Source organism: Paenibacillus phocaeensis (assembly GCF_900021165.1).
Taxonomy (GTDB): domain Bacteria; phylum Bacillota; class Bacilli; order Paenibacillales; family Paenibacillaceae; genus Fontibacillus; species Fontibacillus phocaensis.
This window is the reverse complement of record NZ_FCOQ01000017.1, coordinates 105,732-118,392: the sequence shown is the minus strand read 5'-3', so window position 1 is coordinate 118,392 and position 12,661 is coordinate 105,732. Positions and strand designations below refer to the sequence as shown.

The 12,661-nt window shown below is 51.1% G+C and carries 12 protein-coding genes; 7 read left to right on the top strand and 5 right to left on the bottom strand.

The window, feature by feature from the left end; all coding sequences use genetic code 11:
- Window positions 1-7: 7 nt before the first annotated feature.
- Together BN3795_RS10205 and BN3795_RS10200 are read right to left on the bottom strand one after the other, a co-directional pair.
- A complete protein-coding gene (locus tag BN3795_RS10205) occupies window positions 8-922 on the bottom strand; it encodes an ABC transporter permease (RefSeq protein ID WP_068784591.1) in 915 nt (304 codons plus the stop codon).
- Window positions 923-1,216: 294 nt separating this feature from the next.
- Window positions 1,217-2,062 carry a helix-turn-helix transcriptional regulator gene (locus tag BN3795_RS10200; protein WP_068784590.1) on the bottom strand — a complete coding sequence of 282 codons (846 nt, stop codon included), beginning with the start codon at window positions 2,060-2,062 and terminating at the stop codon, window positions 1,217-1,219.
- 156 nt (window positions 2,063-2,218) lie between these two features.
- Between BN3795_RS10200 and BN3795_RS10195 the strand changes: the two genes are divergently transcribed.
- The 3 genes from BN3795_RS10195 (at window position 2,219) to BN3795_RS10185 (ending at window position 4,818) form a co-directional block, all read left to right on the top strand.
- On the top strand, window positions 2,219-3,160 hold the full coding sequence (locus BN3795_RS10195; RefSeq protein WP_068784589.1) for an MTP-1 family protein: 942 nt from the start codon (window positions 2,219-2,221) through the stop codon (window positions 3,158-3,160).
- Window positions 3,161-3,388: 228 nt separating this feature from the next.
- Window positions 3,389-4,471, top strand: a complete 1,083-nt coding sequence (locus tag BN3795_RS10190) for a GntR family transcriptional regulator (protein ID WP_068784588.1) — start codon at window positions 3,389-3,391, stop codon at window positions 4,469-4,471.
- A 17-nt stretch (window positions 4,472-4,488) separates the two neighbouring features.
- Window positions 4,489-4,818 carry an ATP-binding cassette domain-containing protein gene (locus BN3795_RS10185; RefSeq protein WP_332835597.1) on the top strand — a complete coding sequence of 110 codons (330 nt, stop codon included), beginning with the start codon at window positions 4,489-4,491 and terminating at the stop codon, window positions 4,816-4,818.
- Between the two features lie 45 nt (window positions 4,819-4,863).
- Here BN3795_RS10185 and BN3795_RS10180 read toward each other — a convergent pair whose 3' ends face one another.
- The 3 genes from BN3795_RS10180 to BN3795_RS10170 all read right to left on the bottom strand — a co-directional run bounded on the left by BN3795_RS10180 (window position 4,864) and on the right by BN3795_RS10170 (window position 6,673).
- The gene (locus BN3795_RS10180) at window positions 4,864-5,700 is read right to left on the bottom strand and encodes a YitT family protein (protein ID WP_068784586.1); all 837 of its coding nucleotides are present in this window, start codon (window positions 5,698-5,700) and stop codon (window positions 4,864-4,866) included.
- Window positions 5,701-5,866: 166 nt separating this feature from the next.
- Window positions 5,867-6,286 carry a Fic/DOC family protein gene (locus BN3795_RS10175; RefSeq protein ID WP_068784585.1) on the bottom strand — a complete coding sequence of 140 codons (420 nt, stop codon included), beginning with the start codon at window positions 6,284-6,286 and terminating at the stop codon, window positions 5,867-5,869.
- Between the two features lie 162 nt (window positions 6,287-6,448).
- Entirely contained in the window at window positions 6,449-6,673 is a 225-nt protein-coding gene (locus tag BN3795_RS10170; protein ID WP_068784584.1) for a hypothetical protein, read from the bottom strand.
- A gap of 489 nt (window positions 6,674-7,162) precedes the next feature.
- Between BN3795_RS10170 and BN3795_RS10165 the strand changes: the two genes are divergently transcribed.
- The 4 genes from BN3795_RS10165 (at window position 7,163) to BN3795_RS10150 (ending at window position 12,645) form a co-directional block, all read left to right on the top strand.
- Window positions 7,163-9,004, top strand: coding sequence for a sensor histidine kinase (locus BN3795_RS10165; RefSeq protein ID WP_110945120.1), 1,842 nt, complete (start codon window positions 7,163-7,165; stop codon window positions 9,002-9,004).
- 1 nt (window position 9,005) lies between these two features.
- Entirely contained in the window at window positions 9,006-10,055 is a 1,050-nt protein-coding gene (locus tag BN3795_RS25850) for a response regulator (RefSeq protein WP_068784583.1), read from the top strand.
- A 151-nt stretch (window positions 10,056-10,206) separates the two neighbouring features.
- The gene (locus tag BN3795_RS10155) at window positions 10,207-11,547 is read left to right on the top strand and encodes an ABC transporter substrate-binding protein (protein ID WP_068784582.1); all 1,341 of its coding nucleotides are present in this window, start codon (window positions 10,207-10,209) and stop codon (window positions 11,545-11,547) included.
- 216 nt (window positions 11,548-11,763) lie between these two features.
- The gene (locus BN3795_RS10150) at window positions 11,764-12,645 is read left to right on the top strand and encodes a carbohydrate ABC transporter permease (RefSeq protein WP_068784581.1); all 882 of its coding nucleotides are present in this window, start codon (window positions 11,764-11,766) and stop codon (window positions 12,643-12,645) included.
- Window positions 12,646-12,661: the final 16 nt, after the last annotated feature.

Below are 12,661 nucleotides of genomic sequence, written 5' to 3'. Positions count from 1 at the left end.
CCACCACCTAGAACAAACTCGTCTCCGACACCTTTCGGCTGAACCAATTGGTCAAGTAAAGAATAATAAACGAGATCAGCGACATAAATAACCCGATAGCCGTCGTGTATTCATATTGAGCGCCCAAGATCCCTTGACGATAAACATAGGATCCTATCACATCCGCGACTCCGTACGTCTCGGGCGAATAAAGCAGAATGATCTTCTGAAAGTCACTCCCGAGAATACCGCCCACGGCAAAAATCAATAAAATGATCGTCGTCGGTTTCAGCGACGGCCAAGTGATATGCACGACCTTCTTCCATCGGCCAGCCCCGTCAACCTCGGCTACGTCATAGAGAGTAGGATCGATGCCGCTTAATGCAGCAAGGTAGATAATCGTGCCAAAACCTACGCCTTGCCATATGCCGGAAGAGATGAAGATGGTTCGAAAATAAGCCGGCTCAAGTAGAAACATCACCGGATCTCCGCCAAAAAAGGTCACAATATGGTTAAACAAGCCATCCCTCGCCGTAAATTCCTTTAACATTCCCGCAACAATGACCACGGAAATAAAGTGAGGGAAATAGGATACCGTCTGTACAAATTTCTTAAACCCCTTGTTCTTCAGTTCGTTAAACAGCAAAGCCAATAGAATCGGTGCCGGAAATGACCAGAATAACGTATACAAACCGAGAAGCAAGGTATTCTTTAATACCCGGTAAGCCATGGGATCATTAAAAAAAGCGGTGAAGTATTTAAACCCCACCCACTCGCTTCCCCAAATCCCTTTGGAAGCACTGAAGTCCTTGAAGGCGATTAAAATGCCGTACATCGGAAAATAGTGAAAGATCAACAGTGTCAGAAAGCCCGGAAGCACCATAAGGTAGAGATACCTGTGCTTGATGATCCTGGTCATGAGCCTGTTATGGGTTGTCTGCACAACGAACACCTCCTGACTGTTAAAATGTTGTGGCAGAGCCGTGCGCATATGCGAAACTCATCAAGATACCGAACCAAATCGCCTATACCCCCCATAATGTAAGCGCATACATTTTCACCCCCAGATTTAACCCTGCGATAGCCCGGAGCGACCGGACGCCCGGTTTACCGTCCTCCGCCCTACAACAATGACTATCCTCAAGTGCACAAGTTATTATGCTAAGTAGAAAATAACACATACTATTTAACTCGTCAATAACAAGTAATTATTATACATTCGCAAAAAGTTAGTATGTTATCTTTGCGCTAATCCAAACTGACGATACCGATGGGGCGTCAGCCCATGCTTTCTCTTAAACAGGTCATAGAAGTAACTGACGTTATCAAGCCCGATCTCCATGCAAATATCCAAGATGTCCAGATCCGTGTTAAGAAGCAAGTTCTCGGCGTAGGACAATCTTAATTCATTGATATACCGGGTCGGAGACATGCCGAGATACTGTTTGAACATTCTGCATACGTAGGCATGTGATTTCCCGGACAATTGTACAAGAGCAGCCGTCCCCCGTATAAAATGCTCTTTCTTTCTGGCTTCTTTGCATAGCGTCCTGAACCATTCCGGCTGCCCGGTCAAATCAACCGGATCCTCTTCGGCCTTGATGTACCGGGAGAACAGGTCGGTCAAGATAGCCCGGACTTCCGCTTTGACGGCCAGCTTCTTCTCCTGCGGGATCAAACGGAGCTGGTCGAGACGATACCGCACATATTCCTTCTCTGTCTTGGAGAGTAGGGTCACAGGCGGCATGTCAGGCACAAGCAGCCTGTCGCTCGGGAACCCTTCCCCCAAAAAAGCAATCAGGTCGTCCAGAACCTCCCGGTTAAACGACAAATTGATAAACTGGCAATCGCTATCCGTTTGCTCATAGGAATGAACATCCCGATCACGTATAAAGACCAGCGTATTCTCCTGAAGCAGCTGTCGGTTGCCGTTAATGACGTGTATAACTCTTCCTTTCAAGATCAGAAACAACTCAAAGAAATCATGAGTATGCATCCCGATAGTCTCTTTCACCGAGGTAATCAACCGATAGTGCGCCTGAATTTCAGCATCAATGCCATCCGCTGCAAGAAGCTTTAACATATCGAAGTCCTCCTTGTTCATCTATCAGTAAAGGTTGATGACAAAACCCTCTGAGGTCAAAACACCATAAAGCAATCCAAAATGGAGCAAGATTTAAGGCCAAACTTTCGATTAGGATGAAGTTGTGATCGAAACCCTGAAAGGAGAATTTCACAGATGAGTTTATTGGAGCTGCGTCAGCAATTCGAAGCTGACAAACGCGTCTATGAGAGCGCCAAACTGATCTTCCACGGCGTTCAAGGCTACGATGTCTATAACCCTTCCATTCCATTTGAGTGGAAGGGTCGCCGTTATATTTTTGGACGCGTTGAGAAACGCCAGGAGTGGGCAAGGTCCTGGGTTCGCTTATTTGAAGAGAGCGGGCCGGACGAGTGGACGGTCGTACCGAATACGATGATTTATCAACTTGAAGATCCGTATATCAGCGTGATCCATAAACAGCTTGTATTAGGCGGTACGCACGTTCGCTACAAACAGGGACGTCTGGATACCTTTTACGGTTATTTCTATAAGGGCTATGACCTTCATGATCTCTTCTACTTCACGACGGGTCCTGAATACATGAAGGATATTCGACTGGTGGAGCTTCAGGACGGAAGGATCGGCGTCTTCTCCCGACCGCGCGGCGAGGAGGTGCGCAAGGAATTCGGAAGCGAGTCGCTGGTAGGATTCACCATCATCGACAGCCTCGACGCCCTGTCACCGGAAGTCATCGAGAGCGCCCCTTATATCCGCGGGCTGTTTCAAAAGGATGAGTGGGGCGGCTGCAACCAGGCGTACTTGCTCGAAAGCGGAAAGATCGGGGTGATCGGTCATATCTGCTATGCTCAGGAGGACCGCTCCACCTATATGAACATGGCGTTCGTTCTGGATCCGCAGACGCATCTATTCTCGGACCTGAAGATCATCGGCACCCGTCCATGTTATCCCGAAGGCCCTGCCAAGCAGCCGCATCTCACCGACTGTGCATTTACCGCAGGGATCGAAAGGCGCCCGGACGGCAAGGTCAATCTGTACAGCGGCATCGGCGACACCGAAGCCGCCCGCATCGTGATCGACGATCCCTTCGAGGAAGAAGGGGGTATCGTAACCTTCTAAATGAAGGGGCTAATCTTTGAGCTGCTGGCAATCCCAGCGGCTCTTTTTAATATCAGGATAAAGACAACCCCCTCTCCTATTGCCAATCGTCCTCCTCAAAAGTTATTATAATAAGTAAATGAAAACACATACTTTCTTATACGAACACATCGTAATATAAACCTTCCGTAAATTCAAATCTTTTCGAAGAGTTATAATGAAAGAAATGCTGATATGAGGTGAACCGAATTGAGCAAGAAGGACCTGGCCCCGCCAAAGTACCAAATGGTGAAAAACTATGTCTTATCCCAGATCAAAAATCAGGAATTTACCGAAGATGAACGGATCCCCAGCGAGTCCGAATTTTCCAAGCTGCTGGATGTCAGCTCGATTACGGTCCGCAAGGCCCTGTCGGAGTTGGTGAACGAGGGGGTCATCTACCGGATCCGGGGGAAGGGAAGTTTTGTCGCCAGCCAAACCGCAGCCGTTCCGGACAAGAACTCCAATCTGGTTGCCTTCGTGATTTCCGGCATTGAGCTGTACGATAGTTCGTATTTGCAGATCATGAGAGGAATCCAGTCCTTTCTAGGCAAACAAGGCTGCAAGCTGATCATCGAATTTGTGGAGAATGATTTCGAACAGGAACGGGAGCTGGTTCTGGGGTTAATTCAGACCGAGTTAAGAGGAATACTGATCTATTCCTCCGATCCGGAAGCTGCGAAGAGCTATCTTGGGGAAATTCGGAAAAAGGGGATTCCTTTCGTCATGCTGGACCGCTCCCCTTCCGGCTATCCGGTGAATGTCGTCGCCTGCAACAACCACGACGGCGCCTATGAAGCTGTGGAATACTTGATCAAACAGGGGCATCGACGGATTGGATTCGCAGCTTACGACTATCATCTTAGCCCCGAGGTAGACCGCTATAACGGTTATCGCAATGCCTTGTCAAATGCGTCCATTCCGATTCCTGAGTCCCTCTTATTCCTGAATAAAGAAATCGACTATGACCAGCTCGCAAGTCTCATCCGAAACGGGGAAATCACTGCGCTGTTCTGCGCGAACGACAAGCGGGCGCTTGAAGTCCTTGAGCAGCTTACCGTGCTTGGCATTCGCATCCCAGAACAGGTATCCCTTATGGGATTTGACGATTTCGAAAGCTCCAAGTTCGCCAAGGTTGCCTTGAGCACCGTGAAGCAATATTTTGACATTATCGGTTATGAGAGTGCGAAATTGTTGTTCGAAATGACCGAAGGCTCCTCCTATGGGAACAAGAAGGTCATGTTGCCCACCAGCCTGGTCTTGCGCGACACGGTTAAGTCATTAAGGGGATAGTTTCCATTCTTTATGCAGTGAAAGCAAAGAGAGTCAGGAGAAAGCTTATGTGGAAGAATTTAAATCTGGTATGGCCAAAACCTATCGGGGAAAACGGGAGCCGGCTGTCCGGCGGGGAAATCCAGTTAATCGCCATTGCTAGAGCGCTGCTCCGCGACTCCAGCGTAATTCTGTTCGATGAAATCGCCGCTCATCTCGACGATGAAACGAAAAGACTGATGAATGATTTGCTACAGACCGCGTTAAATGACCGGATTTGTATTTTTATAGACCATAGCCATTCTTTTGATGTTTTGTGCAACAAGTCTTTGCGCTTAAATTCAAAAGCCCCGCTCCGGACGATCTGATCTTCCTCTAATCCGGGCGAGGCTTTTCTATAAGGGGGAAGAAGCTCACTTCGATATGTCCAAAAATCCCTCCCCAAACACATCCCGCACATCGTGGATCGTCAGGAACGCGGCTTGGTCGATGGAACGGACGATTCTTTTCAAGGTGGATACCTCTTGCTTGCTGATAACGATATAGAGAACCTCCTTCGGGTTCTTCGTATAATAGCCATGGCCCGACAGGACGGTTACGCCGCGGTCCATCTGGGTGATGACCCTCTCGGCGATGTCGTTTTGCTTCTCGGAGATGATCGTGACGGCTTTCTTGGGATTCAGCCCCTCGATCATAAAGTCCATCACTTTCGTGCCCACATACAGGATAACGATCGTCAGCATCAGCTTCTCCGCGCCAATGATGAAATAAGAGGAGAACGCCACGATCAGGTCGAAGAACAACAGCGCATAGCTGATATTCCAATCGAGATATTTATTGGCGATCCGGGCCAGGATGACCGTTCCCGCCGTCGTTCCGCCGACCCGAACGATCAGGCCGATGCCAACCCCCACGATCACCCCGGCGAACACCGCATTGATGGTCGGCTCGTGCGAATCGATCCGCCAGTTCTCGGTCAAATGCAGGAACAACGAGTTAAAGGCCACCGCAATCACCGTATAGATCGTCGTTTGCCGATCCAGAAATTTGTACCCGACGATCAGCAGCAACCCGTTGATCCCAATATTGACCAGCGACGGCGACCACTGAAACAGGTAGTACAAAATGATCGTGACCCCCGTAACGCCCCCTTCGCCGAAGTCGTTCGGAATAATAAACAAATTGACGGCCAACGCAAATAAAAAGGCCCCCACAATGATAATAGCGATATCCGCGATTCTCTTCTTCATCCCAACTCTAATCCTCTCTCCACTACAACTCTTTTCTTTCTTAACAACCAGAACATCGTAGCGATTCGGATTTGGAAAGTCAAGATGACTTTAACACATTAGTTCGTTGCCTTATTCACTATGCGATTAACCTCAGATATCCATTCTTCTTTAAGAACAGTCTCAGCTAATCGGATCTATTCTTCAACAATACATTAAAAACATTTCTTAATTCAGTATTATTAATAGGAGATAGAATCATCGCGGACAATATCGTTTTAGGATCTACAGCGGTCCAATCTATTAAATATCCGGATTCGAGCCCCAGACAACGAATAAACTCGCGTTGAGCTCTACCGTTGCCTTCTCTAAAAGGGTGGAGTACATTTAATTCCGTGAGATAATATGTTAATTTATTGATAAATTCACTAACGGGCATATTTTTTAAATAATTATCTTGTTTGAGTTCATTAAGCAGTTGATTGGTTTGATTAACCAAAAATTCAACTGAAGCAAAACGAAAATTACCCTTTGCAATATCTTCCTCACGTAACTCGCCTGCAAAAGGATATATATCTTTAAAAATAAACCTATGAATATCACACAAATGCTTTAATCATAGTTTCCTTTTAATGGCCTCAAGCCTAGAATTCTCAAGCGGTCTGCTGTCACTAACCGCTCAAATGCATCAAGCTGTTTTTGCTCTTTCAATCCAGGAATGTTAATTAATACATCACTACCAGGGTAACAATACTTTGATTTCCCTGGCTCATACATTCTTGGCGATTTCTAGGGCACGGGCCAAAAACTCAGAATTATTAAGCCGCCCATTTGCCCTTTCTAATAGCAAGAGATCTTCTTGCGTAGTGAAACGGATTCCTTCAATTTTTAAGGACGCCTTGGCATTCATTAGAGCAATTTTACTTTGAGTACGGGAATATCTTCTCATCACACTCATCCCTTTTCTGCTCTTTCTTACTGCATTAATATGCATTAAGTTTGTCCACCTTTCCTACCCAAGATACCTGTCTGCTTCAGTATAACATTTAAACTCTTAAGTCCACAATTCGCCGAAGTATAGTGATGCTGACATTCCGAGCACTTCACCTGCGGCTTCCTGCAAACCACTGTCCACTCATACCCGCATGCGGGTGAATCCCCCGATCTTCCCCCCCTTTAAATCAACTGCGAAATAGTCCAATCTTCTCGGAGAGTGATGAATAATTATGAACCGAGTCAATCACAGTTTCAACAATTGCAGGGGGTGTCCGGTACTTGGATAATCACATATCTATAAAAACATTAAAATATTTCGGTTTAGTGAGCTCCCCCCAATAGAACAAATCTACACATCCCATCCCAAGCACCGCCGCCGTTTTGCAACAAATCCATGCAAATTCCGGCAACGCCTTTGCGGACTTTTTCCCTATGCTATAATTTGAGAAAAAGACACCTGCCGCAGTACTGGAGGGGGCAAGCCCGCATGGCTGGATTCACGCGTTACCTGATTCCGCAGAAATTGAAATACCGCCTATTCATGGCGTTCGTCTGCTTGATTCTCCTGCCCTTCTGTGCCTTGAATTTGTACAACTACCAGCGGATCGAAACCCTGGTTCAGCAAAAGATCAGCCAGCAAAGCCACTCCCAGCTGGAGCAGATGTACCGGACCCTGGAGGATCAGATGGGCATCGCCTTCAAGACGCTGATCTTCCTGAAGCAGGACGACTCCGTGAAATCCGTGCTTCGCCACCCGGAGCAACACGACGGTCTGGAGAATAAGCGGATCATGGAGAATATTTTCATGAACCTGAACAACAGCTTCTTCCTGTACAACCCGTCCGTTTACTTTATGATTCTGGACATGAATGAAAGCGTATACACCTCTTATCCGCCCCGGGATGCCCTGGTCTACGACAAGCTTAGAAATCACCCGGGATTTAGCCCGCAAGCGATGAACGCCAACCGGTACCATTGGGTCCCGAACGACCCGAACTATGTGTTGCGGGATGTCTCGACCAGCACCTACTTGTTGTCCTTGTATGCCTATTTGGGCGATAACCCGAACCAGCCCTACGGCATGGCGCGCATCAGCATCGACTATTCCTCCTGGCTGCGCTCCATTCATAATCAATCGGATTTGCAGCAGCAGTATTTCCTGATTACGCGCGCGGGAGAGGAGATCTCCAAATCGGTGCCGGAAGCGGTGCTGCCCGAGAAGGTGATGGCGGAAATCGCCAAGCAACCCGACCGTCAGTATTTCATCGACAAGGACTCTAATTCCCTGGTCAACTACATTTATGTGGAATCGCTGGACTGGTACATCGTGAACCGAATCCCGCTGCCGATCTTGTTTAATGAGATTGACGCATTGAAACGGCAGTATTTTACGACGTTTTTCATTCTCATGGGGGCTTTTCTGGTCATGACCTTCGCGATCGCCGCAACCATCACCCGTCCGTTGTCCCATTTGCAGAATAAAATGATGGCCGTCGTTCGCAAAAATTTGAAAATCCGCCTGCCGGAGCAGAAATTCCGCGGGGAGATTCTGGACTTGACCCGGACTTTCAACACGATGCTCGACGACATGGACGCGTTGATCCAACGCCTGAAGGCAGAGGAACGACAGAAGGAGGCCGTTCATTTTCATATGCTGCTGGCGCAGATGAACCCGCATTTTCTGCTGAATACGTTAAACACGATCAAGTGGAGCGCGATTCGCCAGGGCAACGAAGACATCACCGAGATCACCTTGTCTTTAGGCAAACTGCTGGAAGCCAGTCTGAATTCGGAAAAGGATCTGGTGCACCTCCAGGACGAAATCGAGCTGGTGCAGGCCTATGTGCATATTCAGCAAGTCCGGTACAATCACCGGTTTGAGGTCGCTTATGCCTTCGACGACGATGTCGTCTTTGCGTTGGTGCCGAAGCTGAGCCTGCAGCCGCTCGTCGAGAACGCCATCTTGCACGGGGTCAGTCATCTCACCGGCCCAGGGCGGATCGAGATTCGCGTCCGGCGCGAGGGGCCGGCTCAACTGACCGTGGAGATCGAGGATAACGGCGTCGGCATGGAGCGCTCGGCTCAAATGAAGCGGACGCGGAAACGGCCGGGCATCGGCCTGGACAATGTTCGGGAGCGGCTGCGCCTGCTTTTTAAGGAGGATGGCCGCATGGATGTGGTCTCCTCGGATCAAGGAACGCGGGTTCGGTTTACGATTCCTTTATTGCTGTCAGCCCCTTATAAGGAGGCAGAGCTTGCGGGGACTCCACCCCCTTTGACGCTACCGGCCGGTGATGCTGCGGCGAACGATTCGAAAGGAGGACGATAACATGTGGAAAGTGCTGCTGGTCGAAGACGAAGTGTTCGTTCGCGAATCGGTGCGAGAGATCATCGCATGGGAAGAGCTTGGGTTTACGGTGGCGGGCGAAGCCGGCAACGGCAACGAGGCGCTCGAGATGATTCGGCGCGATGCGCCCGATCTGGTGCTCGCGGACATCGTGATGCCGGAGATGGACGGCGTAGAACTGCTCCGCCGCACCCGGGAAGAGGGCTATCGTTCCCGCTTCATCATGTTGACCTGCATCGGCGAATTCGAATATGTACGGCAAGCGATGGAATACGGCGCATCCAATTATATTCTGAAGCTGTCGATGAGCGTGAATTCGCTGCGGGACACGCTGCGCAAAGTGAGCGCGGAGCTCGCCAGGGACGGCGGCGCGGGGCCGGCGACACAGGAGACCGGCGAAGCGAAGCCGCAAGCGGGAGGTTTGGGGGCGCAGGCGGCGAAGGCAACGGAGGTGCCCGAGGCAGCGATGGCGGCTGGGGCAGTGTCTGCGGTGGCGGCAGCGATGGCATCGCCATCAGCGGCAGCGGTGACGGCGGTGACGGATGAGGCAGCAGCACCGGTGACGGCAGCGGCAACGACAGCGGCGACAGCAGTGGCTGCAGCGACAGCGGTGGCGGCAACAGCCTCGCCACCGCCAAGAACGTTGTCCGCGCCAACGTCTGCCGCTCCAAACCTCAGTCCAACCGGAACCGCAGCAGGTATTTCCCATCCCGAGGTGTGCAAGATCCTCGACTACATCGCCGAGAATTATGCGCAGGACATCACGGTCAAGTCGATGGCTCAATACGTCATGATGGGCGAGAACTACGTCAGCGCCTTGTTCAAGAAGAAAACCGGGCAAACGCTGATTCACTACCTGCACCGGGTGCGGGTGGAGAAAGCGCGGGAATATCTGCTGCATACCGATCTGCCCGTGCATGAAATCGGTCAGCGGGTAGGCTTCATCAACGACAACTACTTCATCAAGATCTTCAAACGCCTCACCCAGCAGACGCCCAGCAAATTCCGGCAATGGAACAAAACCGCCCGATAGAAGAAATCCATGGGCCTAATCCTCGTTTTCGGGCGTGCAATTGCATCATTTTGTTCCGTGATCTGAAGGGATATGTAGGTTCAATTCCGCTCCCGTCCCCTGCTACGATGAGGGGGATTCAACCATCAACGATACAGGGAGGTCTTTACCCGTGAGAAACAAAAAAGGATGGGCCGCACTGCTGCTCTGCACGCTGCTGATCGGCTTGTTGGCCGGCTGCGGCGGGAATAACAGTAATGGGGCAAAAGGAAATTCGGGAGCGGTAACCCCAGATTCGAAAGCGCCTTCATCGGGCGAGACGATCAAGCTGACGATGTGGGGCGGAGTTCCGCCGGAAGCCGGTCCGCAAGCCGTCGTGGACGCTTGGAATGCCGCGCATCCCGACGTCCAGGTCGAATATGTTCGGTTCGTAAATGACGACGATGGGAACCTGAAGCTCGACACCGCGCTCGCCACAGGGCAAGCGGTGGATCTCTTCGCGAACTACTCGGTGACGCAGGCGGCCAAACGGGTCGAGTCCGGCACAGTGCTCGATTTGAGTGTTTTTTCGGACTACAATATCGATGAGAAAATCGGGTCCAACGCAGCCACCTGGCAAATCGACGGCAAGTATTACGGGATCCCCACCAAGAAGAACGTCCAGTTCTTCGCCCTAAACAAGGATGCATTGGACGCCGCCGGGCTCGAGGTGCCGAAGGCTTGGACCTGGGACGAAGCCCGGGAATATGCCAAGACGCTGAAAGCCGCCGGCTTCAAATACGGGCTGGTACAGCACATGGAACCGTTCGCCGATCCGATGGATTCGGTCCTGGAGAAGTACGGCTACGTCAAGGAGGACGGCAGCTCCAACATGGACCATCCGCTTGTGCTGAAATGGCTGGAGTCGATGAATACGATGATGAAGGACGACCAGACTACACCGCCGCTCGGCGAGCAACTGACGTCCAAAATGCCGGTGGAGAACATGTTCCTCGGCGGCGAAGCCGCAATGATCAACATCGGGGAATGGCTGCTGCGCAGCTCCAATAATATGAAGGACTTCCCTCGCGACTTTAAAATCGCGTTTGCCCCCGTGCCGAGACTGGCGGAGAACGAAGCCGACTTCATCACCAGCGGCGGCGTGGGCGATTTTATCTCGATTAATGCCAACTCGAAGAACACGGAAGCCGCCTGGGAGTTCCTCAAATGGTATGCCGACGAAGGCATGATGCCGATGGCGGCCGGAGGACGGCTGCCCGCATCGAATGCGGTTGACCAGGACGCCGCGATCCAGAGCTTGCTTGGCGAACACGCGGACACCTACGACCAGGAATCGCTGGAATTCGTCCTGTACGGGAACGAGACGCCGACCTTCGTCCGCAAGCTCCCGCAAGAAATGGTAGATATGCGCTCGCAGGAATACGAGAAGTTCTTCCTGGGCAATCAGAACGCCGAGCAAACCGTGCAAGCGATGGTGAAACGTCATAATGAGTACCTGCAGCAAAACAAATAACGGCATGAGACAGGTCCGGCTGGGTGCAGCCGGGCTTATCTCTTTTTTCACCAAATAGAACAAATCTACAGCTCCCCTGCGCCGCCCTGCGGGCTGCCTGAGAAATGCGTATTTCTGTAGCATGAGGTCGGTGGTTTTGTTCCTTATAACGGCCCGCCCGCTCCTGCTATGCTGAGGACGTAACCGAACTTTCAAGCCCAAGAGGAGTGGAACCATGTGAGAACATCGTGGATGAAAAGGCAGCAACTGCTGGGATACGTGTTTATCGGGCCGAACATGATCGGCGTGCTGCTGTTTTTTATTTTACCGGCCCTGTATTCGTTTTACTTGATGTTCACGGATTACAAGTTCATGAAGCCGGACACCCGGTTCATCGGACTCGCCAATATCCAACGAATGCTCGGGGATGAAGTCTTCTATATCGCGCTGAAAAATACCCTGATCTTCCTGCTCTCGGTGCCGGTGTCGATCGGGTTGGCTTTTGTCGTGGCGGTGGTCCTGAACCGTTCCGTGCATATGAAGAAGCTGCTGCGCGCCTTATACTTCATGCCTTATATCACCAGCGGCGTCGCCGTCGCATTCGTGTGGATGCTGCTGTTCCAGCCGACGAACGGGCCGATCAACGGCCTGCTGCGGGCGATCGGCATCGCCCACCCGCCGGGGTGGCTCTCGACTACGGAGACCTCGATGTACGCCATCGACATCATTTGGGTCTGGTTCATGCTCGGCTACAACATGATCATCTACCTGGCCGCCCTGCAGGAAATTTCCGGCGAACTGCTGGAAGCCGCCAAAATTGACGGTGCCCGCACCTGGCAAACGATCCGCAGCGTCGTCTGGCCGCTCGTCAGCCCGACCACCTTCCTGCTGCTCGTAACCGGCTTGATCATGTCGATCAAGCAGTTCGGGATCATCCAGGCGATCACGCAGGGCGGCCCCGGGAACAGCACGACCGTACTGTCGCTGTTCATCTACCAGAACGCCTTCCGCTATTACGAGATGGGCTACGCCTCGGCGATTTCCTGGGCGCTGTTCCTGATCATCCTGATTTTCACCGTCATCCAATGGGTCGGCCAAAAACGCTGGGTGCATTATTAATACGAATGGTTGATTC

What these genes read in the sequence shown, in the direction of transcription:
- BN3795_RS10200 (WP_068784590.1), bottom strand. Translation starts at nt 2,062, where the DNA reads ATGTTAAAGCTTCTTGCAGCGGATGGCATTGATGCTGAAATTCAGGCG.
- BN3795_RS10195 (WP_068784589.1), top strand. Translation starts at nt 2,219, where the DNA reads ATGAGTTTATTGGAGCTGCGTCAGCAATTCGAAGCTGACAAACGCGTC.
- BN3795_RS10180 (WP_068784586.1), bottom strand. Translation starts at nt 5,700, where the DNA reads ATGAAGAAGAGAATCGCGGATATCGCTATTATCATTGTGGGGGCCTTT.
- BN3795_RS10170 (WP_068784584.1), bottom strand. Translation starts at nt 6,673, where the DNA reads ATGCATATTAATGCAGTAAGAAAGAGCAGAAAAGGGATGAGTGTGATG.
- BN3795_RS10165 (WP_110945120.1), top strand. Translation starts at nt 7,163, where the DNA reads ATGGCTGGATTCACGCGTTACCTGATTCCGCAGAAATTGAAATACCGC.
- BN3795_RS25850 (WP_068784583.1), top strand. Translation starts at nt 9,006, where the DNA reads ATGTGGAAAGTGCTGCTGGTCGAAGACGAAGTGTTCGTTCGCGAATCG.